This window comes from Micromonospora sp. DH14 (assembly GCF_029809455.1).
In the GTDB taxonomy this organism is placed as follows: Bacteria; Actinomycetota; Actinomycetes; order Mycobacteriales; family Micromonosporaceae; genus Micromonospora; species Micromonospora parva.
On the sequence record NZ_JARVKT010000006.1, the window covers coordinates 254,204 to 276,150 of the forward strand.

At 71.9% G+C, this 21,947-nt stretch carries 16 protein-coding genes and 1 pseudogene; 14 read left to right on the forward strand and 3 right to left on the reverse strand.

Annotation, left to right across the window (positions count from 1 at the left end):
• Positions 1 to 7: 7 nt before the first annotated feature.
• Positions 8 to 379, forward strand: a complete 372-nt coding sequence (locus QCZ28_RS11470; RefSeq protein WP_279516635.1) for an RICIN domain-containing protein — start codon at positions 8 to 10, stop codon at positions 377 to 379.
• Positions 380 to 440: 61 nt separating this feature from the next.
• On the opposite strand, the gene QCZ28_RS11475 is transcribed toward QCZ28_RS11470, so the two are convergent.
• Entirely contained in the window at positions 441 to 2,702 is a 2,262-nt protein-coding gene (locus QCZ28_RS11475) for a catalase (protein WP_279516607.1), read from the reverse strand.
• Positions 2,703 to 2,887: 185 nt separating this feature from the next.
• Between QCZ28_RS11475 and QCZ28_RS11480 the strand changes: the two genes are divergently transcribed.
• The 13 genes and pseudogenes from QCZ28_RS11480 (at position 2,888) to QCZ28_RS11540 (ending at position 19,663) form a co-directional block, all read left to right on the forward strand.
• Positions 2,888 to 3,778: an alpha/beta hydrolase gene (locus QCZ28_RS11480; protein WP_279516608.1), complete on the forward strand. Its 891-nt coding sequence runs from the start codon at positions 2,888 to 2,890 to the stop codon at positions 3,776 to 3,778.
• Between the two features lie 137 nt (positions 3,779 to 3,915).
• Positions 3,916 to 4,704 (forward strand): ATP-binding cassette domain-containing protein, encoded by a 789-nt coding sequence (locus tag QCZ28_RS11485; protein ID WP_279516609.1) that lies wholly within the window; start codon positions 3,916 to 3,918, stop codon positions 4,702 to 4,704.
• A 180-nt stretch (positions 4,705 to 4,884) separates the two neighbouring features.
• Complete coding sequence (locus QCZ28_RS11490; RefSeq protein ID WP_279516610.1) at positions 4,885 to 5,607, forward strand: ABC transporter ATP-binding protein; 723 nt, start codon at positions 4,885 to 4,887, stop codon at positions 5,605 to 5,607.
• A gap of 30 nt (positions 5,608 to 5,637) precedes the next feature.
• Positions 5,638 to 6,516 (forward strand): branched-chain amino acid ABC transporter permease, encoded by an 879-nt coding sequence (locus QCZ28_RS11495; RefSeq protein WP_279516611.1) that lies wholly within the window; start codon positions 5,638 to 5,640, stop codon positions 6,514 to 6,516.
• On the forward strand, positions 6,513 to 7,622 hold the full coding sequence (locus tag QCZ28_RS11500; RefSeq protein WP_279516612.1) for a branched-chain amino acid ABC transporter permease: 1,110 nt from the start codon (positions 6,513 to 6,515) through the stop codon (positions 7,620 to 7,622). The genes QCZ28_RS11495 and QCZ28_RS11500 overlap by 4 nt, the downstream gene beginning before the upstream one ends.
• Before the next feature lie 84 nt (positions 7,623 to 7,706).
• The gene (locus QCZ28_RS11505) at positions 7,707 to 8,993 is read left to right on the forward strand and encodes an ABC transporter substrate-binding protein (RefSeq protein ID WP_279516613.1); all 1,287 of its coding nucleotides are present in this window, start codon (positions 7,707 to 7,709) and stop codon (positions 8,991 to 8,993) included.
• A 111-nt stretch (positions 8,994 to 9,104) separates the two neighbouring features.
• Positions 9,105 to 9,245 (forward strand): annotated as a pseudogene (locus QCZ28_RS11510) (SDR family NAD(P)-dependent oxidoreductase); the annotation flags it as partial.
• 139 nt (positions 9,246 to 9,384) lie between these two features.
• On the forward strand, positions 9,385 to 9,996 hold the full coding sequence (locus QCZ28_RS11515; RefSeq protein ID WP_279516614.1) for a TetR/AcrR family transcriptional regulator: 612 nt from the start codon (positions 9,385 to 9,387) through the stop codon (positions 9,994 to 9,996).
• A 64-nt stretch (positions 9,997 to 10,060) separates the two neighbouring features.
• Complete coding sequence (locus QCZ28_RS11520) at positions 10,061 to 12,883, forward strand: LuxR family transcriptional regulator (RefSeq protein ID WP_279516615.1); 2,823 nt, start codon at positions 10,061 to 10,063, stop codon at positions 12,881 to 12,883.
• Positions 12,884 to 12,929: 46 nt separating this feature from the next.
• Positions 12,930 to 14,078: an acyl-CoA dehydrogenase family protein gene (locus tag QCZ28_RS11525; RefSeq protein WP_279516616.1), complete on the forward strand. Its 1,149-nt coding sequence runs from the start codon at positions 12,930 to 12,932 to the stop codon at positions 14,076 to 14,078.
• A 20-nt stretch (positions 14,079 to 14,098) separates the two neighbouring features.
• Positions 14,099 to 14,563: a MaoC family dehydratase gene (locus QCZ28_RS11530; protein ID WP_279516617.1), complete on the forward strand. Its 465-nt coding sequence runs from the start codon at positions 14,099 to 14,101 to the stop codon at positions 14,561 to 14,563.
• Positions 14,564 to 14,946: 383 nt separating this feature from the next.
• Complete coding sequence (locus tag QCZ28_RS11535; RefSeq protein WP_279516618.1) at positions 14,947 to 16,314, forward strand: endo-1,4-beta-xylanase; 1,368 nt, start codon at positions 14,947 to 14,949, stop codon at positions 16,312 to 16,314.
• Between the two features lie 391 nt (positions 16,315 to 16,705).
• A complete protein-coding gene (locus QCZ28_RS11540; protein ID WP_279516619.1) occupies positions 16,706 to 19,663 on the forward strand; it encodes a hypothetical protein in 2,958 nt (985 codons plus the stop codon).
• A gap of 9 nt (positions 19,664 to 19,672) precedes the next feature.
• Here the strand turns inward: QCZ28_RS11540 and QCZ28_RS11545 are convergent, their stop codons facing one another.
• Positions 19,673 to 20,722, reverse strand: a complete 1,050-nt coding sequence (locus QCZ28_RS11545; RefSeq protein WP_279516620.1) for an acetylxylan esterase — start codon at positions 20,720 to 20,722, stop codon at positions 19,673 to 19,675.
• Positions 20,723 to 20,743: 21 nt separating this feature from the next.
• Entirely contained in the window at positions 20,744 to 21,781 is a 1,038-nt protein-coding gene (locus QCZ28_RS11550) for a LacI family DNA-binding transcriptional regulator (protein WP_279516621.1), read from the reverse strand.
• Between the last annotated feature and the right edge of the window lie 166 nt (positions 21,782 to 21,947).

The window sequence follows — 21,947 nt, forward strand, 5'->3', positions numbered from 1 at the left end:
GGTCGGGGTGGCGAGCAACCGGTGCCTGGACGTCGACGCGCCGGACTCGCCCGACCCGGTCCGGGTTCGGATCTTCGACTGCCGGGACGACCGTGCCGCCCAGCAGACCTGGTCGCTTCGCCCGGACGGGAGCGTGCAGTTGGGTGGGCGTTGCCTGGACGTGCTCGGCGCGTCCAGCGACGCCGGGGCGGCGATCCAGCTCACCACCTGCAACACCACCCCGGCGCAGCAGTTCGCCCTGACCGAGGCCCGGCAAATCGTCAACGCGCACAGCGGAATGTGTCTGGGCACTGTCGGCCAGAGCACCGCGAACGGCGCGCTGATCGAGCAACGCAGCTGTGGCGCCGGCACGAGCCAGCTGCAGTGGGCCCGGCGATAGCGCCAGCACGCCGACGAGGGCCGTCCCCGTGGGGAGGACGGCCCTCGTCGGTGTGGTCAGGTCAGGCGACCGAGACGGGGAACCGTTCCCACACCCGGTGCGCGGCCATCAACTGCTGCACCGCGGTCAGTGCCTCGGTGCCCGAGCCCGCCGCGACGACACCCGGGGTGCCGGCGACGCCGGCCTGCTCCAGCACCGTGACACCGGCGCCCCAGGCGCCGATCGCCTTCGCGTGCCGCCAGCACTCCTCGACCAGCAGCAGCACCCGTGGGTCGACAGTGGTCGGTTCCGGCCGGCCGGCCTTGGCGTCGCGCGCGGGCAGGGCGTCCGGCGCGGGTGCCGGCGCCGCGGCCAGCAGGACCGCGTCGAACTCGACCGACCGGCCGGTGGCGAAGGTGCGCTGCACCGGCAGGTCACCCACCATGCCGCCGTGCGGGGCGATCAGCAGCGGCACCATGCCGGCGTCGAACACGGCCCGGCGGACCTCGTCGACACCGTCCAGGTCACCGGCGGGGTCGACGACGATCCCGACGGTACGGCCGTCGCCGGGCCACTCCCGGCCGACCTGCGACAGCGCCGGGCTGGGCGCGACGTCGGCCAGCGGCACGGTCGGCTGCGGCGCGGGCAGGCCCAGGCCGGTGGCGACCTGCTCGCACAGCACCGGGTCGATGTTGGCCAGGCTCTGCAGCTGACGTTCCTTGATCGCCTGGTGGTAGCACTTGCCCAGCTCGAAGGTGTACGCCCGGATGATGTGCTCCTTCTCGACCGGCGACATGCTCAGCCAGAACAGGCGGACCTGGCTGTAGTGGTCGTCGAACGAGGCGGGGTTGGCGCGTACCTTCGGCGCCTGCGCCACGGTGACCGGCACGTCGACGAAGGCGTGCTCGGCGTCCCCGGCGGGGAACGGGTTGCCGCCGTCGAGCGAGTTGGGCCGGTACGGCGCGACGCCCGCGTGCACGGCGTGCTGGTGGAAGCCGTCACGCAGCATGTCGTTCACGGCGGCGTGCGGGCGGTTGATGGGGATCTGCGCGAAGTTGGGCCCGCCCAGCCGGGTGAGCTGCGTGTCGAGGTACGAGAAGAGCCGGCCCTGCAACAGCGGGTCGTTCGTGACGTCGATGCCCGGGGGCAGGTGACCGAGGTGGAAGGCGACCTGTTCGGTCTCGGCGAAGAAGTTCGTCGGCGTCCGGTTGAGCACCAGCCGGCCGATCGGCTGGACCTCGGCCAGCTCCTCCGGGACGATCTTCGTCGGGTCCAGCAGGTCGATGCCGGCGAAGGTCTCCTCGGGTGTGTCCGGGAAGACCTGGATGCCCAGCTCCCACTCGGGGTACGCGCCGGCCTCGATGGCGTCGTAGAGGTCGCGGCGGTGGAAGTCCGGGTCCATGCCGCCGAGCAGCTGCGCCTCCTCCCAGGTCAGCGAGTGCACACCCAGCTTGGGCTTCCAGTGGAACTTGGCCAGCACCGTCTCCCCGGCCTCGTTGACCAGCCGGAAGGTGTGCACGCCGAAGCCCTCCATCGTCCGGTACGAACGGGGAATGCCTCGGTCGGACATGTTCCAGATGGTGTGGTGCTGCGCCTCGGTGTGCAGCGACACGAAGTCCCAGAAGGTGTCGTGGGCGCTCTGCGCCTGCGGGATCTCCCGGTCCGGGTGCGGCTTGCCGGCGTGGATGATGTCCGGGAACTTGATGGCGTCCTGGATGAAGAAGACCGGCATGTTGTTGCCGACCAGGTCGAAGGTGCCTTCGTCGGTGTAGAACTTCGTGGCGAAGCCGCGGGTGTCGCGGACGGTGTCGGCCGAGCCCCGCGAACCGAGCACCGTGGAGAAGCGGACGAAGACCTCGGTCTCGCGTCCCTTCTTGAGGAAGCCGGCCCGGGTGACCGCCTCGGCGGTGCCGTACGCGGTGAAGACACCGTGCGCGCCCGCGCCCCGGGCGTGCACCACGCGCTCCGGGATGCGTTCGTGGTCGAAGTGCGTGATCTTCTCGCGGAGGTGGTGGTCCTGCAGGAGCACCGGGCCGCGCGGGCCGGCCTTGAGCGAGTGGTCGGTGTCGCGCAGCCGCGCCCCGTTGGCGGTCGTGAGGTAGGCCCCCTGCTGACCGTTCGCGGTCGTCGGCGCGCCGGTTTCCGCTCCGGTCGGGGTGCGCGTCTGCGGTGCCCCCTGCTCCGGCTTGGGTGGCAGCGGTTCGTGCGGCGTCGTCGGCTCCTCGACGGGTGGTGGCGCGCTCCCCGGCGCACCGGGGACGTCCGGGGTGAGGGCGTCGGCGATCTTTCCTGAGGCGGTCTTCACGGCGTTCTTGACCGCCTCGGCGGGCTTGCTGGAATCCACTGAACGAACCCTCTCCATGGCGCGTGTACGGGCAGGCGCCTGCCCTGCTACCCCTGGTCAGAGGGTCGAAACACATCTGGTCGCGGCATCCTGCGCGGGGACTGGTGATTTCGCCGATGCCGGGACCGGCGGAGCGGCTGAGACTGACACACGTCGATATCCCTCGACTTTAGGGAGTGCCCGACGTGTCCTCACCAACCACCACCCGTCCCCGTTCCGTCGTAGCCCGGTTCGCGCTGGCCGCCGTCCTGGCCGCCGGCGGCGTCGTGGCCGGCTCGGGCGGCGCCGCCCAGGCCGCGAGCCCGTACGAGCGCGGCCCGGCCCCGACCACCGCGATCCTGGAGGCCAGTCGCGGCCCGTTCGCCACGGCCTCGCAGAGCGTGTCCTCGCTGAGCGTCACCGGCTTCGGCGGCGGCGTCATCTACTACCCGACCAGCACCAGCGAGGGCGCCTTCGGCGCCATCGCCATCTCACCCGGCTACACCGCCGCCTGGTCCAGCATCAGCTGGCTCGGACCGCGCATCGCCTCGCACGGCTTCGTCGTGATCGGCATCGAGACCAACACCCGGCTGGACCAGCCGGACAGCCGGGGCCGGCAGCTGCTCGCCGCGCTGGACTACCTCACCCAGCGCAGCTCGGTGCGGACCCGGATCGACAGCAGCCGGCTCGCTGTCGCCGGCCACTCCATGGGTGGCGGGGGCAGCCTGGAGGCGGCCTCGTCGCGGCCCTCGTTGCAGGCCGCGGTGCCACTGGCGCCGTGGAACCTGGACAAGAGCTGGTCCGAGCTGCGGGTGCCGACCCTGATCATCGGTGGGGAGAGCGACAGCGTCGCGCCGGTGGCGACGCACTCGGTGCCCTTCTACAACAGCATCCCGGCCTCGGCGGAGAAGGCGTACCTGGAGCTGAACGGGGCGAGCCACTTCTTCCCGCAGACCACCAACACGCCGACCGCCCGGCAGATGGTGGCCTGGTTGAAGCGGTTCGTCGACGACGACACCCGCTACGAGCAGTTCCTCTGCCCCGGCCCGAGCGGCTCGGCCATCCAGGAGTACCGCAACACCTGTCCGAGCGCCTGACGGCGGTCACCGGGGCGGTCGCCGTTGGCGGCCGCCCCGTCCACCTGCGCGCGGGAGCATTGAAGGTCTTGACGCCATACCCGAGAAACGTACACTGCGAGTGTAAATAAACACCCGCCACGACAGAGGGATGGGTGATGGAGCGCGGCCTCGAACTGCACCACATCGGCGTCCGTTTCGGCGGCCTCACCGCCCTCGACGACGTGTCCCTGCGGGTGCCACCCAACCGGGTGGTGGGCGTGATCGGGCCCAACGGCGCCGGCAAGACCACGCTCTTCAACGTGATCTGTGGTTTCGTCGCGCCGGAGACGGGTTCGCTCACCCTCGACGGCCGGCCGCTGCGGCCACGGCCGCACCGGCTGACCCGGCTCGGCATCGCCCGGACCCTGCAGGGCACCGGGCTCTTCGCCGGGCTCAGCGTGGTGGAGAACGTGATGACCGGCGCGTCGCACACCGCCCGTGCCGGCTTCGTCCCGGCGCTGCTCGGGCTGCCGGCCAGCGACCGCGACGAGCGCCGGCTGCGCGACGACGCCCTGGCCATCCTCGACGAGCTGGGCATCGCCGGGCACGCCGAGGCCGCGCCGGGCACCCTGCCCTTCGCGGTACGTCAGCGGGTCGCCCTGGCCCGCGCGCTCGCCGCCCGGCCCCGGCTGCTGCTGCTCGACGAACCGGCCGGTGGCCTCGGTGCCGACGACATCGCCGAGCTGGCGGAGCTGGTCCGGCAACTGCCCCGGCGGGACACCGATCCCTGCGCGGTGCTCCTGGTCGAGCACCACATGGACCTGGTGATGGCCGTCTGCGACGAGATCGTGGTGCTCGATTTCGGCCGGGTCATCGCCGCCGGCACCCCGGACGAGGTCCGCGACGATCCGGCGGTCACCGACGCGTACCTCGGTGCGACGGTCGAGGAAGAGGTCTCCCCGTGAGCGCGAGGAGTGAGCCGGGTTTGCGAGCCCCGCAGTCGCGAACGAAAGGCGGCACGGTGTGAGCGCGAGGAGTGAGCCGGGTTTGCGAGCCCCGCAGTCGCGAACGAAAGGCGGCACGGTGTGAGCGCGAGGAGTGAGCCGGGTTTGCGAGCCCCGCAGTCGCGAACGAAAGGCGGCACGGTGACCGGGACCGACCTGCTCGTCGTGCGGGGGCTGGCCGCCGGTTACGGCGCCGCGCCCGTGTTGCGGGCCATCGACCTCACCGTCCCGGCCGGCACGATCGCCGCTGTCGTCGGCGCCAACGGCGCCGGCAAGACCACCCTGCTGCGTGCGCTGTCCGGCATGATCCGCCCGACCGCCGGCCAGGTTCTGCTGGCCGGGGAGGACCTTCGGGGTACGCCCGTGGAGCAGCTCGTTCGACGCGGCATGGCGCACGTCCCGGAGGGCCGGGGGGTGATCAGCGAGCTGACGGTTGACGAGAACCTGCGGCTCGGTGGGTTGTGGCGGCGTGACCGGGCCGACGCGGGACGGGCGCTCGACGAGGTCTACCAGCTCTTCGAGCCACTGGCCCGACGCCGTCGGCACCTGGGTCACCAGCTCTCCGGGGGTGAGCGGCAGATGCTCGCGCTCGGTCGGGCCCTGGTCGGCCGACCCCGTCTGCTGCTGCTGGACGAGCCGTCGCTCGGCCTGGCGCCACGGGTGGTCGCGCGGACCATGGCCCTGCTCCGCCAACTGCGTGACCGCACCGGCCTGACCGTCCTGCTCGTGGAGCAGAACGTGCGCAGCGCGCTCGCCGTCGCCGACCAGGGCGTCGTGATGTCCCTCGGTCGGGTGGTGATCGCCGCCCCGGCGGCGCAACTGCGCGACGACGTCGACCTGCGCCACGCGTACCTCGGTTTCTGACCACCACCTCGTCCCCCGGAGGGAGGACTGTTGGACCGCTTCGTCTTCCTCACCGTCGACGGCCTGTCCCGGGGCGCGGTGTACGCCGCGTTCGCGTTGGCCCTGGTGCTCATCTGGCGGGCGGCGCGGGTCGTCAACTTCGCCCAGGGGGCGATGGCCGTCGCCGCCGCGTACGTCGCCTACTCCGTCAGCACCGCGACCGGTTCGTACTGGCTGGGCTTCGTGGTCGCGATCGTCGCCGGCCTGCTGCTCGGCGCGCTGGTGGACCGGGTGGTGATGCGGCACGTCGATCACGCCTCACCGCTGAACCCGGTGATCGTCGCGCTCGGGCTGGTGCTGCTGATCCAGGCCGTGCTGGGCATGGTGTACGGCAGCGAGTTCCGCCCCGCGCAGGCCCCGTTCAGCCGGTCCGCCCTCACCGTGGGTGGAGTGGCCGTGCTGTCCCCGTACGACCTGTTCGTCTTCGCCACGATCGGGGTGGTGGTCAGCGGCCTGGCGTGGCTGTTCGCGCGTACCCCGGTGGGGTTGCGGATGCGCGCGGCGGCCTTCGCCCCCGAGATGTCCCGGCTGCTCGGGGTCAACGTCGGCGGGATGTTGACTCTCGGCTGGGCGCTCGCCTCCGGGGTGGGCGCGCTGGCCGCCATGCTGGTCCTCCCGACCGAGTTGGGCCTGCACCCGCACGCGATGGACCTGGTGTTCGTCTCGGCGTTCACCGCGGCGGTGGTCGGCGGGCTGGACAGTCCACCGGGGGCGGTGGTCGGTGGCCTGGTGGTGGGGTTGCTGCTCTCCTACGTGAGTGGCTACGCCGGCAGCGACCTGACGCCGCTTGCGGTGCTGGTCCTGCTGCTGGCGGTGCTGCTGGTCCGGCCCGGTGGGCTGTTCGCCCCGGTCGCGGCGAGGCGGGTGTGAGCGCCACCAGGGCGGCGGTGCCGCCGAAACAGCAGCTCGTCGGGGCGGGCCGACCGGCCGACCGTCGGCGCGGCTCGACCCTGCTGCGCCACCTGGCGGTCGTGCTCGCCGCCGGGTTGCTGCTGGTGGCGGTCAGCTACTCCGTGGAGCCGTTCCGCAACTTCCAGCTCGCCACGGTGGCCGCCTACTTCTGCGCGACCGCCGGTTTGACCGTCCTCACCGGGCTCAACGGTCAACTGTCGCTCGGGCACGGTGCGTTGATGGCCACCGGTGCGTACACCGTGGCGCTGTGCCAGACCGCGTTCGCCGACCGGGGGACGACCGGCGGCTGGCTGTTGCCGATCTCGCTGGTCGCGGCGGTCGTCAGCACGGTGGCGGTCGGCGCGGTGGTCGGGGTGGCCGCGGCCCGGCTGCGCGGCCCCTACCTGGCCGGGGTCACTCTCGCGGTGGCCGTGGTGGTGCCGGCGCTGGCCGTCACCTTCGACGGCGTGTTCAACGGCGAGCAGGGGTTGTCGGTGCCGGTGAAGCCGCCGCCGTTGGCGCTCGGCGCGTACTTCCCGTACGAGCGGTGGCAGCTCTGGGTCACCGGCGCGGCCACCCTGCTGGCGTTGCTGCTGCTGGCGAACCTGATCCGCAGCCGGTACGGGCGGACCTTCCGGGCGGTCCGCGACGACGAGGTGGCGGCCCGCCTCGCCGGTATCCACGTGGCCCGCACCCAGGTCCTCGCGTTCGTGGTCAGCGCCGCCACCGCCGGGCTCGGCGGCGCGCTGCTGGCGGTGCTCGCGCAGAGCGTCTCACCCGGGGCGTTCTCGCTGACCCTGTCGCTGTTCCTGCTGATGGCGGTGGTGATCGGTGGTCTGGGTCGACTGAGCGGCGCGCTGTGGGGGGCGGTCCTGCTGGTCGCCCTGCCCGATCTCACCCACTCGCTGACCGAGCTGCTGACGCTCTCGCCCGCGGTGGCGCAGCGGCTGGAGGGCAACCTTCCGCTGGCGATCTTCGGACTCACCCTGATCGTCGTCATGATCGCCGCCCCGGGCGGTGTGCAGGGTCTGCTGTCGCGTCTCGGCCGGGCTGTGCTGGCCCGGCGGCCGACCCGGCGTTCCTGAGCTGTCCTCGGTCCGGCCCCGGCCGGGCGCCCCACCACCACACCGTTCCCCAGACAACCGGACCGAGAAAGGTCGGTGTTTCCCATGCACCGTAAAGCGCATCGCGGCCTCGCGATCGCCAGCTCCCTTGCCCTGCTCATCGCCGTGGCCGGCTGTGGCGGTGACGACGGCCCCGGCTCCGGCGGGGCGTCGGTGCCGGGCGTCACCGACACCGAGATCACCGTCGGCACCCACATGCCGCTGACCGGGCCGGCCTCGGCCGGCTACTCGAAGATCGCCCCGGCGACGAAGGCCTACTTCGACTACGTCAACGCCAACGGTGGCGTGCACGGCCGCAAGATCACTTACAAGATCATGGACGACGGCTACAACCCGGCGAACACCCAGCAGGTGGTCCGTCAGCTCGTCCTGCAGGACAAGGTCTTCGCCGTCCTCAACGGTCTGGGCACGCCGACGCACACCGGGGTTCTCGACTTCCTCAAGAGCAACCGGGTGCCGGATCTCTTCGTCGCCTCGGGCAGCCGCAGCTGGGACCAGCCCGACAAGTATCCGGGCACGTTCGGGTTCAACCCGGACTACACGGTCGAGGGCAAGATCCTCGCCAACTACGCGAAGCGGGACCTGGCCGGTCAGAAGGTCTGCTTCCTCGGGCAGGACGACGACTTCGGCCGGGACAGCCTGGCGGGTGTGGAGAAGGTGCTCGGCCCCGGGGCCGTGGCGGTCAAGCAGACGTACGTCACCAGCAACACCAACGTGGCGCCGCAGATCGGCGCGTTCAAGGCGGCCGGTTGCCAGGTCGTCGTGCTCGCCACGGTGCCCGGCTTCACCGCGCTCTCCATCGGCACCGCCGCACGGCTGGGCTTCAAGCCGCAGTGGCTCGTCTCCAACGTCGGTGCCGACCACCCGACCCTGGCCAAGCAGCTCGGCGCCGCCGCGCCGCTGCTGGAGGGCATGGTCGGCACCAACTACCTGCCGATGCAGAACGACACCGCGAACCCGTGGATCCAGCTCTTCACGAAGATCAACAAGGAGCACAACGGGGACGCGCCGTTCGACGGCAACACCGTCTACGGCATGTCGGTCGGGTACCTCTTCGTGCAGGTGCTGCTCGCCGCCGGCAAGGACCTCACCCGGGAGAAGGTGGTGGACGCCGTGCAGAAGGGCGGCTTCCAGGGCCCCGGGCTGGTGCCGCTGCGCTTCTCCGAGAAGGACCACTCCGGGTACGGCGGTCAGCGGCTGAGCCGGGTGACCGGGGGAGTGCAGAGCTACTTCGGGCCGGCGTACGAGACGGACGAGGCCGACGGGGCGGTCAACGAGTACACCGCCCCCGCGGCGGTGCCGCCGGCGAACGGGGTGCCGACCGGCTCCTGAGTCGGGGTGTCCCGACGTCCGACCGGGCTGGTTCGCGTGACCACGCCCGGTCGGACGGCTGCGCGCGTTGCTGCACCGGTCTGCCGGCGCGACTGTTCGAGGCGTTGACCGATGCCGATTGACGCTCCTACTATCTGCACCGTGAATGCATATTCGGATCGCCTCGCGGACCGGATCGCCATCGTCACCGGCGCCGCTCGGGGGATTGGTCTGGGCATCGCCCAGCGCCTCGTCGCCGAGGGCGCCCGGGTGGGTCGGTGCGGCGGCGGCGTCTCGCTGACCGGCCGGGCCGGATGACGGCGTCGGTGGCGCGTCCGGGAACGCTGATCAACCCCTGTCTAGACTCGGCGGTGCGTCGGGGGACGCCATGGCGGTGAGGGGGCGGAGGCGGATGGACGGGGTCGATGTGGTGGGCCGGGTCGACGGGCGCACCGCCCGCGCCGAACGCACCCGCGCGGCCATCGTCGAGGCGCACCTCGCGCTCATCTCCGAGGGTGACCTCCGCCCGACCGGCGAGCGCATCGCCGAGCGGGCCGGGATCTCGCTGCGCACCCTCTGGACCAACTTCAAGGACATGGAGACGCTCTTCGAGGCCAGCGGCGCGGAGGTGCTGCGCCAGCAGGACGCCGCGCACCGGCTGATCTCACCCGGGCTGCCGCTGGCGAAGCGGGTCGACGCGTACTGCCGCCAGCGGGCTCGGCTGCTCCAGCTGATCGCGCCGTCGGCGCGGGCCGCCCAGATGCGTGAGCCCGTCTCCGAGCAGCTGCACCGCAACAAACTCAAGCACATCGAGCGCGTCCGCGACGAGGTCGAGGAGCTGTTCGCCGTCGAGCTGGCCGAGGCCGGGCCGGGCCGGGAACAGTTGGTGCACGCCCTGGTGGCGGCGAGCACCTGGCAGGCCTGGTCGATGCTGCGCTACGGGCTCGGTCTGGGCGTGGACCAGGCCCGCGCGGTGATGTCCCGGACCGTGGGCGCCCTGCTGGCCGAGGTCACGCCCGACTGATTCCGGCCCGGCCCGATATCGACCCCTCTTTCCATTCGGTTTCCGATGGGTAACACTGGCAGGCATGGTTACTGCATCAAGAGTGCAACTAACCGTGCTGCGTGGCCGGGACGACGAGTGCCGGGCTGTCCGGAGCCTGCTCGACGGCATGACCAACGCCGGCGGTGCCCTGCTGTTACGCGGAGAGCCCGGATCGGGCCGGACCGCGCTGATCGGCTACGCCCACCGGCATGCCGAGGACCGCATCGTGCTCGTCGGCAGTGGGCTCGCCGAGGAGGCCACCCTGCCGTACGCCGGCCTGCAACGGCTGGTCGACCCGGTGCTGCACCATGCCGCCGACCTGCCCGACGAGCAGCGCCAACTGCTGCGCCGCGCGCTGGCCGGGGAGAGCTGCCCGGCCGACCGGCAACTGACGCTGTCGATGGCGGTGCTCGGGCTGCTCGCCGCCGCCGCCCACGAGCGGCCGCTGCTCGCCACCATGGACGACGTCGACCGGGGTGACCCGCAGACCGCGCAGGTGCTCGCGTTCGTCGCGCGCCGACTGCGGCACCTGCCGCTGGCCGTCCTGCTCACCGCCGACGTCACCGCCAATCTCGACGGGATACCGGCGCACCGGCTGCGGGCGCTGACCGAGCACGAGAGCACCGCCGTCCTCACCGACCGGCTTCGTCGGCTCGCCGAGCGCGCGGGCGTCGACCGGCTCCCCGAACGGCCGGCCGCGTCGGCGCTGGCCGCGTTGGCCACGACCGGCGGCGGCAACCCGCAGGCCCTGGTGGACCTCGCCGAGGGGCTCAGCGCGGGGCAGTGGCGGGGGGAGGAGCCGCTGCCCGCCGCGCCACCGGCGGACGGGGCGCTCGGTCGGGCGTACCGGGCCCGGCTGGACCGGCTGCCACCGGAGACCCGACGGGTGCTGCTGCTCGCCGCGCTCGACGAGGACGGCGCGCCGGGCACCCTGATCCGGGCCGCCGCAGCCGCCGGCGCCGAGGTCGAGGCGCTCGCCCCGGCGGAGGTCGCGGGCCTGGTCCGCGTCGAGCCACGTGGTGTCACCTTTCCGCAGCCGCTGGTGCGCATGATGATCGCGGCCAGCGCGCCGCTCGCGGAGCGCCGCGCGGCGCACCGACTGCTCGCCGAGGTGCTGGTCGCGCAGGGGCAGCGGCTGCGCCGGGCGATGCACCTCGCCGCCGCGATGGCGGGCGCCGATCCGGCCCTCGCCGCCGAGCTGGAACAGGCCGCGGTCGGCGGATCCGACGGCTGGGCCACCGCGTCGGTGGCCCTGCGGTGGGCCGCCGAGTTGAGCGATCAGCCACAGTTGACCGCCGCCCGGCTGTTGACCGCCGCCCGCTACGCCTGGGCCGGTGGGCAACCCGACGCGGCCCGGCTGCTGCTCGACCGCCTGCGCGCGGTCTGCGCCGACCCGGTCGTCCGCGCACGTGCCGACCTGCTCCGCGGTGAGCTGGAGCTGCGCTGCGGCACCGCGTCGGGCGCGTCGGTCACGCTGCTGGCCGCCGCGGCGGCCGTGGACGGCACCGACCGTGCCCTGGCCCTGACCGGGCTGGTGCGGGCCGGCGAGGCGGTCTGCTTCGCCGGCGACCAGTACCGCTACGCCGAGGTCGGCCGCCGGGCGCTGGCGTTGCGGCGCCCGGACGACCCGCCGGCCCTGGAGGTGATGGGCTGTCTGGTCGCCGGGGTGGCGGCGACCCTGCGGGGCGACCACGAGCGGGCCGGGCCCGCGCTGCGCCGCGCCGTGGTGCTGGGCGGCCGGCTGACCGGTTGGGCGCTGACCCCCACCGCGCTCAGCTGCGCCGCGGCGGCCGGGCTGCTGGTGGCGGTGGACGGCGCGGCCCACCGGCTCGCCGGGCGCGCTGTCGAGCTGGCCCGGGAACGGGGCGAGCTGTCGATGCTGTCGCGGGCCTTGGAGCTGCGGGCGGTCGCCGAATACTGGCTGGGTCGACACGAGGCGGCGGCGGAGACCTCCCGCGACGGGCTGCGCGTCGCCCGGGCCACCGGCCAGGTCAACTGCGCCAACGTCCATCTGGGCATGCTGGCCGTGCTGGCCGCGATCCGGGCCGACCGGGCCACCAGCCTGCGGCGGATTCGGGAGATCGGCGAGTCACCGACGCCGGGCAGCCGTCCGCACGCGCTCGCCGCGTGGGCCCTGGCGGTGCTCGACCTGGTCGACGGCCGGCACGCCGAGGCGGCGGACCGGCTGGCGTCGCTGGCCCGGCTCGGCACCGGTCGAGGTCAGGTCCTCGTGCAGGTGATGGCCACCCCGTACCTGGTGGAGGCGGCGGCGCACCTGCCGCACCGGCCGGCCGCGACGGCCGCGCTCGCCGCGTTCGACAGGTGGGCCAGCAGCACCGCGAGCCCGCTGCGCCGGGCCCTGTCCGCGCGGTGCCACGCGCTGCTCGCTCCCCGGGGTGGCGCCGAGGCGGAACGGCACTTCGAGGCGGCGTTACGGCTGCACCCGACAGAGGCCGGCACGGTCGAGCGGGCCCGCACCGAACTGCTCTTCGGTCAGGAGTTGCGCCGCAGCCGACGCCCCCGCGACGCGCGCACGCACCTGCACCAGGCCCGCGAGATGTTCAGCCTGCTCGGCGTGGAGTGCTGGGCCGAGCAGGCCACCACGGAGCTGCGGGCGGCCGGGGAGTCGATCGGCCCGCCGGACCTGCCCGCGGCGCGGTTGCTGACCGGCCAGCAACTGCGGATCGCCGAGCTGGTCGCCGAGGGCGCCACCAACCGGGAGATCGCCGCCCGGATGTTCCTCTCCACCCGTACTGTCGACCACCACCTGCGCAACGTGTTCCATCGGCTGGGCATCCGTTCCCGTACCGAGCTGGCCCGCGCCTTCACCGCCGAACGGCACGTCGGTCTGGCCTCCGAGCGGTGACCCTCCGCTCTGGACGCGTTAAACTATCACCGCTAGTTTGAGCGTCATGGACCTCACCCTCTCCGCCGAGCAGGCGGCGGTCCGCCAGCTGGCCGCCGAGTTCGCCGACCGCGAGCTGCTGCCGCACGCGGCCGCCTGGGATCGTCGCGAATCGGTCGATCCCGCCATCGTCGGCATGCTCGGTGACCTGGGCTTCCTGGGGCTGACCATCGCCGAGGCCGACGGCGGGTCCGGCGGCGACCACCTCGCGTACTGCCTGGTGCTGGAAGAACTGGGCCGGGGCGACTCCGCGGTGCGCGGCATCGTCTCGGTCTCCCTCGGCCTGGTCGCGAAGTCGATCGCCGCCAACGGCAGCGCGGAACAGCGGGCCGAGTGGCTGCCGAAGCTCTGCGCCGGCACCGCGCTCGGCTGCTTCGCGCTGACCGAGCCGGACAGCGGCTCCGACGCGGCCGCACTGCGCACCCGTGCGGTCCGCGACGGCACCGACTGGCTGATCTCCGGCACGAAGACGTTCATCACCAACGGCACCACCGCCGACGTGGCGCTGGTCTTCGCCCGCACCGGCGGCCCGGGGCACCGGGGGATCAGCGCGTTCCTGGTGCCCACCGACAGTCCGGGACTGACCCGACGGGAGATCCACGGCAAACTCGGCCTGCGCGGCCAGGCCACCGGCGAGCTGGGCTTCGACGAGGTACGCGTGCCCGACACGGCGCTGCTCGGTGCCGAGGGCGGCGGATTCCGGCTGGCCCTGGCCACCCTCGCCAAGGGGCGGATGTCGGTGGCCGCCGGGTGTGTCGGCATCGCCCAGGGCTGCCTCGACGCGGCGGTCGGTTACGCCGGGCAGCGGACCCAGTTCGGCGGGCCGATCGCCGGGCACCAGCTCGTCCAGCAACTGCTCGCCGCCATCGCTGTGGACACCGCCGCCGCCCGGCTGCTGGTCTGGCAGGTGGCCGACCTGATCGACCGCGACCAGCCGTTCGCCACCGAGGCGTCGGTGGCCAAGCTCTTCGCCAGCGAGGCCGCCGTCCGCGCGGCCAACAACGCGGTCCAGGTGTTCGGTGGGTACGGCTACATCGACGAGTACCCGGTCGGCAAGTACCTGCGCGACGCCCGGGTCGCCACCCTCTACGAGGGCACCAGTCAGATCCAGCAACTCCTCATCGGACGCGCGCTCACCGGCGTCAACGCCTTCTAGCACCTGTAGGGAGACCTGGCATGAGAGTGTTCACCTCGTTCGAGGAGTTGGCCGCCGCGACCGGCGAGAGCCTCGGACCCGGTCCGTGGCAGCGCGTCGAGCAGAGCCGCGTCGACCTGTTCGCCGACGCCACCGACGACCACCAGTGGATTCACGTCGACCCGGTCCGAGCCGCAGCGGGGCCGTTCGGCGCGACGATCGCGCACGGGTACCTCACCCTGTCGCTGCTGCCGGCCCTGGCGGGCGGGCTCTACCGGGTCGAGGGGGTGGCGATGGGGGTCAACTACGGGCTGAACCGGGTGCGTTTCCCCGCGCCGCTGCGGGTCGGCGCCGCCGTACGCGCCACCGCGACCATCGCCGACGTGTCGCCGGTGACCGGCGGCGTGCAGCTGGTCGTGACGGTCGTGGTGGAGAGCGACAGCGGCGGTAAGCCGGTCTGCGTGGCCGAGACCGTCAGCCGGCTCTACGCTGCCGCGCAGCGCTGACCCCAGTTCGTCTGTGGTCTGGCCGGTGTGTCGCGACCTCCGGTAGCGTTGCGAGAGAACTTCCGGAACTTGCGGTGCCCTGCGGCTGGTGAATCGACCCGGCCGACCCCAGCAGGGCGCCGCCGTCGCCTCTCGATGGCACCCGGCCTGGGCAGCTACGCCCTGCTCCGGCACCCGGGCCGAATCAATTCTCGTAATCCTTCCGGAAATTCTTGCCTGTCGATCAGTGGCGCTGACATACTCCACATCCACCGAGGTCGATGGCCAACGGTGTGTGCCACTTCCCGGGCGCACTCCCGCGCGTGGTCGTGACCCGGCACCCCACCACCGCAGGGGCGGTGCGTGTCACCTGCGCTGCCCCGGGTTCCACGGAAGGAAAAGACATGATCGAACGGTGCCAAGAGGACACCCGCCCACGGTTCGGCCCTCGAGCGCGTACGGCGGTCGTCCTCGCCGCCGCCGCCCTGCTCGCCGCAACCAGCGCCGCGTTCCTGCCGGGCACGGCGAGCGCCGGTACGACCCTGGGCGCGTCCGCCGCGGAGAAGGGGCGGTACTTCGGTACGGCGGTGGCGGCGAACAAGTTGTCTGATAGTGCGTACACGACGATTTTGAACCGTGAGTTCAATTCGGTGACGCCTGAGAATGAGATGAAGATCGACGCGACGGAGCCGCAGCAGGGTCGGTTCAGTTATGGGGCGGCCGATCAGATTGTCAGTCATGCGCGGTCTCGGGGTATGAGCGTGCGGGGTCACACGTTGGCGTGGCATTCGCAGCAGCCGGGTTGGATGCAGAGCATGAGTGGTAGTGCGTTGCGGCAGGCGATGCTCAATCATGTGACGCAGGTGGCCACGCACTTCCGGGGTCAGGTGGTGGCGTGGGATGTGGTGAACGAGGCGTTCGCTGACGGTAGTTCGGGTGCGCGTCGTGATTCGAATTTGCAGCGTACGGGTAATGATTGGATCGAGGCGGCGTTCCGGGCGGCGGATGCGGCGGACCCGAACGCGAAGTTGTGTTACAACGACTACAACACCGACAACTGGACGCACGCGAAGACGCAGGCCGTCTACAACATGGTGCGGGACTTCAAGTCGCGTGGTGTGCCGATCGACTGTGTCGGGTTCCAGTCGCACTTCAACAACGACTCGCCGTACAACAGCAACTACCGCACCACGCTGTCGAGCTTCGCGGCACTGGGCGTCGACGTGCAGGTGACCGAGTTGGACATCCAGGGCGCTCCGGCGAACACCTACCGCGCTGTGGTGGAGGACTGCCTGGCGGTGGCCCGGTGCAACGGCGTCACGGTGTGGGGCATTCGGGACAGCGACTCGTGGCGGGCGTCGCAGACCCCGTTGCTGTTCAACAACAGTGGTCAGAAGAAGGCAGCGTACGACGCCGTCCTCGCCGCGTTGAACAACGGCACCACGCCCACCGACCCGCCGACCAACCCGCCCACGACTCCGCCGACCAACCCGCCCGGCGGCAGCTGCACCGCGACCCTGCAGGACGGCACCCGGTGGGGCGACCGGTTCAACAGCACGGTCACCGTCAGCGGCGCGAGCAACTGGACCGTCGTGGTCGCCGTCACCCCGCCCCAGAAGATCTCCGGCACCTGGAACGGCAGTCCGACCTGGGACAGCAGCGGGAACGTCATGACCATGCGGTCGAACGGCAGCGGCAACGCCTTCGGCTTCACCACCATGGCCAACGGCAACTGGAACCGCCCGGTGGTGCAGTCCTGCACCGCCTCCTGACCACACGCACCGTGATGGGGCGGCGACGGAATCCGTCGCCGCCCCATCAGCCGGTCCGACAGTGTCGACGAATCCCGTTGTCGATCACGCGCGTATCTGGATAAGGCCCCCCGTCTATTCAGGACCGTGTGACGCCCCCCGATCCCAGGACGGTCACCGGTGTTGTCGGAAACAACGCCGATACCGTTTCTGGCGCGCGTCACACCGCCCTCCCTGTTCTCCTCCGTGTCGCCGATCGCGTTGCCTGTCGAAGGCACCCGCACACCTCGTCGTACGATGCCTGCTATCTGACAGTCATCGATCGGCGATCACAAAACTAGATATAGTCCCTGATGGATTGTTTGCCAATCACGTCGCGAGACTGACAAACAACTCTTCGACGGGGGACAACGTGGGAAGACCTGACCGGCCGCTCGACCCGGAGGCGGGTGAGCTGGAGCGATTCGCGCTCGACCTGCGGAAACTGCGGGCGAAGGCGGGGACGCCGACGTACCGCCAACTGGCCAGACGGGCGCACTTCTCGGTGACCACCCTGGCGAAGGCGGCCAGCGGCGAGACCGTGCCGATCCTCCAGGTGACACTCGCGTACGTGGCCGCGTGTGACGGCGATCTGGCCGAGTGGACCGAGCGGTGGCACAGTTTGATCGCCAGCGTGGCGTCCGCCGACACGACGGAGGTCAGCCGGGGGCCGTACTGGGGAATGGCGGCCTTTCAGCCGGAGGACTCCGAATGGTTCTTCGGACGCGAGCGCATGGTGGCTCAACTGTGTGAAATGCTCACCCGTCTGCGGTTCGTCGCCGTTTTCGCCCCGTCCGGTGCGGGCAAGTCATCACTGCTCCGCGCCGGCCTGCTGGCGACAGTGGCCGAGAATCCCGGCAAGGGTCAGCCGGCCTGGGCCACTGTGCTGATGACCCCCGGCGAACATCCCATCGAAGAGCTCGCGACTCAGCTCGTGAATGGACCGGACGCTCGCGACACGGTCCAGAGCAGGCTGACCGACGATCCGGCGAACATTCGCGCGACGATCGAGCACATTCTCGACTCCCGTCCGTCGGTCGCACACCTGCTCATCGTGGTGGACCAGTTCGAGGAGCTCTTCACGCTCTGCCGGGACGAGGAGGAACGATCGGGGTTCATTGCCGCGCTGCTCGCCGCGGCGGACCTTCCCAGGGCGCGTGTGGTGCTGGGGGTGCGGGCCGACTTCTACGGTCGGTGTGCGGCCTACCCGGCCCTGGTGGCGGCCCTGCACGAGCACCAACTGTTGGTCGGCCCAATGGACGACGAGGATCTGCGTCGGACGATCACCGGCCCGGCCGAGCGTGCCGGGTTGCAGGTGGACCCCGCGTTGGTCGAGATGGCCGTTGCCGACGTCGACGGTCAGACGGGGGCGCTACCGCTGCTGTCCCACGCGCTGCTGGAAACGTCACGCCTGCGGCAGGGCAGGCGGATCACGCTGGCCCACTATCGCGAGTCGGGCGGCGTGAACGGTGCCATCACCCGGACCGCCGAAGGGGTGTACGCGCAGTTCGACGAGGGGCAGCGTGGGCTGGCCCGGGACATCTTCCTGCGGCTGACCGCCCTCGGTGACGGCACCGAGGACACCCGACGTCGGGCCCCCTCGCCGAGCTGGTGGGCGGCGCCGACCCGTTGGCCGCGGCCGGGGTGCTGGACCGGGCGCGGCGTCTCCGGGCCGGGCCTGGCTCTCCCCGGCGGACCCGACGGGCAGCTCTGGAGCCCGGTGTTCAACCCGGACGGAAAGCGGCTGGTCACCGCCGGCTCGGACGGTACCGTCCGGATCTGGCAGGTCGACGCGACCGGTGGGCCGATCGTCCTGCGCGGGCACGAGGGCCCGGTGTGGGGCGTGGCGTTCAGCCCCGACGGACGGCTGGTCGCCAGTGCCGGCGAGGACACCACCGTCCGGGTCTGGGATGCCCGTGGTGGCGCTCGACCGGTGGTGCTGCGGGGGCACACCAAGGTCGCGGTCGGTGTGGCCTTCAGCCCCGACGGGCGCCAGTTGGCCAGCAGCGGCCACGACGCGACGGTGCGGCTCTGGGATCTGGCCGAACGAACCGCCACAACGACGCTGACCGGGCCGCGCACGGCCACCAGGACACTGGTGTTCAGCCGCGACGGCAGCCGCCTGGCCTGCTCCAGCAGCGATGGCACGGCGTGGCTGTGGTCGCTGACCGGGTCAGCCGCTCCGGTGGTGTTGCGGGGGCATGAGGGCACAGTGGAAGGGCTCGCGCTCAGCCCGGACGAACAGTGGATCGCGACCACCAGCGACGACCTGACCGTGCGGATCTGGAACGCCGACGGCGCCGGCGACCCGCTGGTGCTGCGCGGTCACACCAACCGGGTCTGGGCGGTGGCGTTCAGTCCGGACGGATCACGGCTGGTGAGCGCCGCCGACGACGGCACGCTGCGGGTCTGGGACCCGGGCAGCGAACGGGTGATCCTGCGCGGGCACGACAAGGCCACCTGGTCCGCCGCGTTCACCCCGGACGGGCAGCGGGTGGTCAGCGGCGGCGAGGACGGCACGGTACGGGTCTGGAACCTGGCCGCGCCCGACGAGCCTCGGCTGCTCGGCCGCCACGACGGCGACGTCTACGGCCTCACGGTCAGCCCGGACGGGTCGCGGGTGGCAACCGGCGGCAGCGACGGGACGGTGCGGGTGTGGGACCTCGCCGGCAGAGACGATCCGGTGGTGCTGCGCGGGCACGAGAAACAGGCGTGGACCGCCGACTTCAGCCCTGACGGCCGTCTCCTGGCCAGTGTCAGCAACGACCGGAGCCTGCGCATCTGGGACCTGACCGGCCAGCGCGGCCCGGTGGTCCATCGGGTCGCCGAGGAGATCCGGTACGCCGCCTTCAGCCCCGACGGCACGAAGGTCGCCACCGCCGGCGCGGAGGGCACCCTGCGGATCTGGGACGCCCTCGGCGCTGCCGACCCGCTGCTCCTTCCCGGTCACGAGGGACTGGTCTGGGCCGTGGCCTTCAGCCCGGACGGAGAACGGGTCGCCAGCGCCGGCTTCGACGGCACCGTGCAGATCCACTCCATCACCGGCGGCGACGCGCCGATGGTGTTGCGGGGCCACGAGGGCCCCGTCTGGCACGTGTCGTTCAGCCCGGACGGGCGGTGGGTGCTCAGCTCCGGAAAGGACGGCACCGCTCGCCTGTGGCGCGCGTCGGAGGCCGCGCAGTCGGTGACCTTCGACGGGTTCGGGGCGTCCGTGGAGACCGTCGACTTCAGTCCGGACGGCGAGCGGCTCGTCTCGACCCACGACGACGGCACCGTACGCGTGTGGCCCTGCCGTGCGTGTGCTCCGGTCCAGCGCCTGCTGGAGCCGTGAGCAGCACACTCACGGCGTCGGTGCGCGGCGTGGCGTCCGGTCGACGAGCGGATGTGCCCGGTGGTGCCGGGCTGGGCGCAACACCGAGCCCAGCCAGCGCAGCTGACGCCGGACGTGCACGGCCTCGCCGCCCTCGTGACCGTTGAACGGGTAGACGTGCATCTCGCGCTCGGGTGGGACCGGCCTGCCGTTCGCGGCGCCGTAGTGGTTGTAGGCGGCGAAGGCGGTCCGCGGTGGGCAGACGGTGTCGCGCCGGCCGACCCCGAAATGCGCCGGGGCCGTCGCTCGGCGGGCGAAGCTCACACCGTCGACGTAGGACAGCGTGCGCCAGACCGCCTCCTCGGCCTCCCGGTGCACGGCCAGGTACCGGGCGATCTCGCCGTACGGCGCGAGGTCGGTGAGCGCGACGCTGCGGCGCATGTCGCACAGGAACGGGGCGGTGGTCAGCACCGCGCTGAGGTCGTCGACGAGACCGGCCACCGCCAGGGCGAGGCCGCCGCCCTGGCTGTTGCCGACCACGCTGACCTGGTCGCCCTCGACCCCGGGCAGCGCCCGGACCGCCACGACCGCCCGGACCGCGTCGGTGATCAGGCGGCGGTAGTGGTAGGTCCTCGGATCGAGGATCCCCCAGGTGACCGGCGCGGGCCCACCGGGCGCGCCGTGCGGGTCGGGGGTGTCCCCGGCGCCGTACTGCCCCGCCTGGCCCCGGTTGTCCATCAGCAGGTGCGCGTACCCGGCCACCGGCCAGGTCAGCCGTTCGTGGGGCAGGCCACGACCGCGACCGTAGCCGGCGTACTCGACCACGGCCGGCAGCGGCCCCCGCACCCCCGCCGGGCGGGTGTACCAGGCGCGTACGGGGTCACCGTCGAAACCGGCGAACGTGACGTCCCAGGAGTCGAGCAGCAGTAGGTCGGTAGGCTCGGGACGGACGTCGACGAGCACCGGCGCGGCGGTCGCCTCGGCGAGCGTGTCCCGCCAGAACTCGTCGAAGTCGTCGGGCTCGGCGACCTCGGGCGCGTAGCGCTGAAGCTCGTCGACGGTGAAGGCGTCGTGGGGCACGGGTCCTCGCAGGGGCCGGGGTCAGTGCGGGTGTGTCGGTGGCGCGGTGCTCTCCCGGACGATCAGCTCGGTCACCAGGTCGATCCGGCTGGTCGCCGGCTCGTTCCCCCTCGTCAGGTCGAGCAGCATCTGGGTGGCGATGCCGGCCATGTCGCGCAGGGGCTGGTTGATCGTGGTGAGGGCCGGATCGGTCCAGGCGGAGAGCGGCAGGTTGTCGTACCCGATCACCGACAGGTCCTCGGGCACCCGCAGGCCGCACTGACGGGCGGCCCGGAGCACCCCCATGGCCTGGATGTCCGACCCGGCGAAGATCGCCGTGGGTCGGTCCGGCCGCTGGAGCAGTTGCAGCCCGTGCGCGTGCCCGGCCCCGGCGGAGAAACTGCCGTAGCGGATCAGCTCGCGGTCGACCACCAGCCCGGCTTCCTCGTGGGCCGACTGGAAGCCGGCGGCGCGTGCGCGGCTGCACAGCACCTCGGGTGGGCCGGAGATGACGGCGATCCGGCGGTGCCCGAGATCCAGCAGGTGCCGAGCGGCGAGCAGGCCGCCGTTCCAGTTGTTCGACCCGACGGTGGGCACGGAGGCCGAGGTCGCGCTGTCGGTGTCGACGACGACGAACGGTATGCCCTGCCGACGCAGGTGCTGCTGTTGCGCCTCGGCCAGGTGGGAGAGGACGAACACCACACCCAGCGGGCGGTCGGCGAGCAACGCCTCCAGCCATCGTGCCGGCGGTCGGTGCGCGCCGTCGAGTTGGGCGACCGACAGCCCGATGCCGGCGGCGGAGGTCACCGCCTCGACGCCCCGCAGGATCTCCATTGCCCAACCCGTGTCGAACTCGTGGAAGACGAGGCCCACCCGACCGCTGCTGGTCGCGTGTCGCCGGGCGCGGCGCTGGTACTGGTGGCGGTCGAGGCTCGCCTCCACCCGGGCTCTGGTGCCGGGGGCGACGTCGCCGCGTCCGTTGAGGACCTTGGACACCGTCGCGACGGAGACGCCGACATCGTTGGCGATGGTCGCGATGGTGGTGGAGGCGGGTGGGCCGAGCGGGCGGTGCTCTGTCATCGCAGCCCCATACAACATTCGAAAGTTTCGGCCGACCTTAACATGATGTGACATTCACGCCAGTCGGTCTCGTCGTCGGGGCGCCCATTGGTGGGTCATCGCGCGGCCCATCGACGACGGAGCGCCGATCTCAGAGTCACCGTGTGCAGGAAACAATGCCTGGTGG

Bases quoted from the DNA above. Each gene is read 5' to 3' on its own strand.
- QCZ28_RS11485 (WP_279516609.1), top strand. From the start codon at position 3,916: ATGGAGCGCGGCCTCGAACTGCACCACATCGGCGTCCGTTTCGGCGGC.
- QCZ28_RS11505 (WP_279516613.1), top strand. From the start codon at position 7,707: ATGCACCGTAAAGCGCATCGCGGCCTCGCGATCGCCAGCTCCCTTGCC.
- QCZ28_RS11515 (WP_279516614.1), top strand. From the start codon at position 9,385: ATGGACGGGGTCGATGTGGTGGGCCGGGTCGACGGGCGCACCGCCCGC.
- QCZ28_RS11520 (WP_279516615.1), top strand. From the start codon at position 10,061: ATGGTTACTGCATCAAGAGTGCAACTAACCGTGCTGCGTGGCCGGGAC.
- QCZ28_RS11525 (WP_279516616.1), top strand. From the start codon at position 12,930: ATGGACCTCACCCTCTCCGCCGAGCAGGCGGCGGTCCGCCAGCTGGCC.
- QCZ28_RS11530 (WP_279516617.1), top strand. From the start codon at position 14,099: ATGAGAGTGTTCACCTCGTTCGAGGAGTTGGCCGCCGCGACCGGCGAG.
- QCZ28_RS11535 (WP_279516618.1), top strand. From the start codon at position 14,947: ATGATCGAACGGTGCCAAGAGGACACCCGCCCACGGTTCGGCCCTCGA.
- QCZ28_RS11550 (WP_279516621.1), bottom strand. From the start codon at position 21,781: ATGACAGAGCACCGCCCGCTCGGCCCACCCGCCTCCACCACCATCGCG.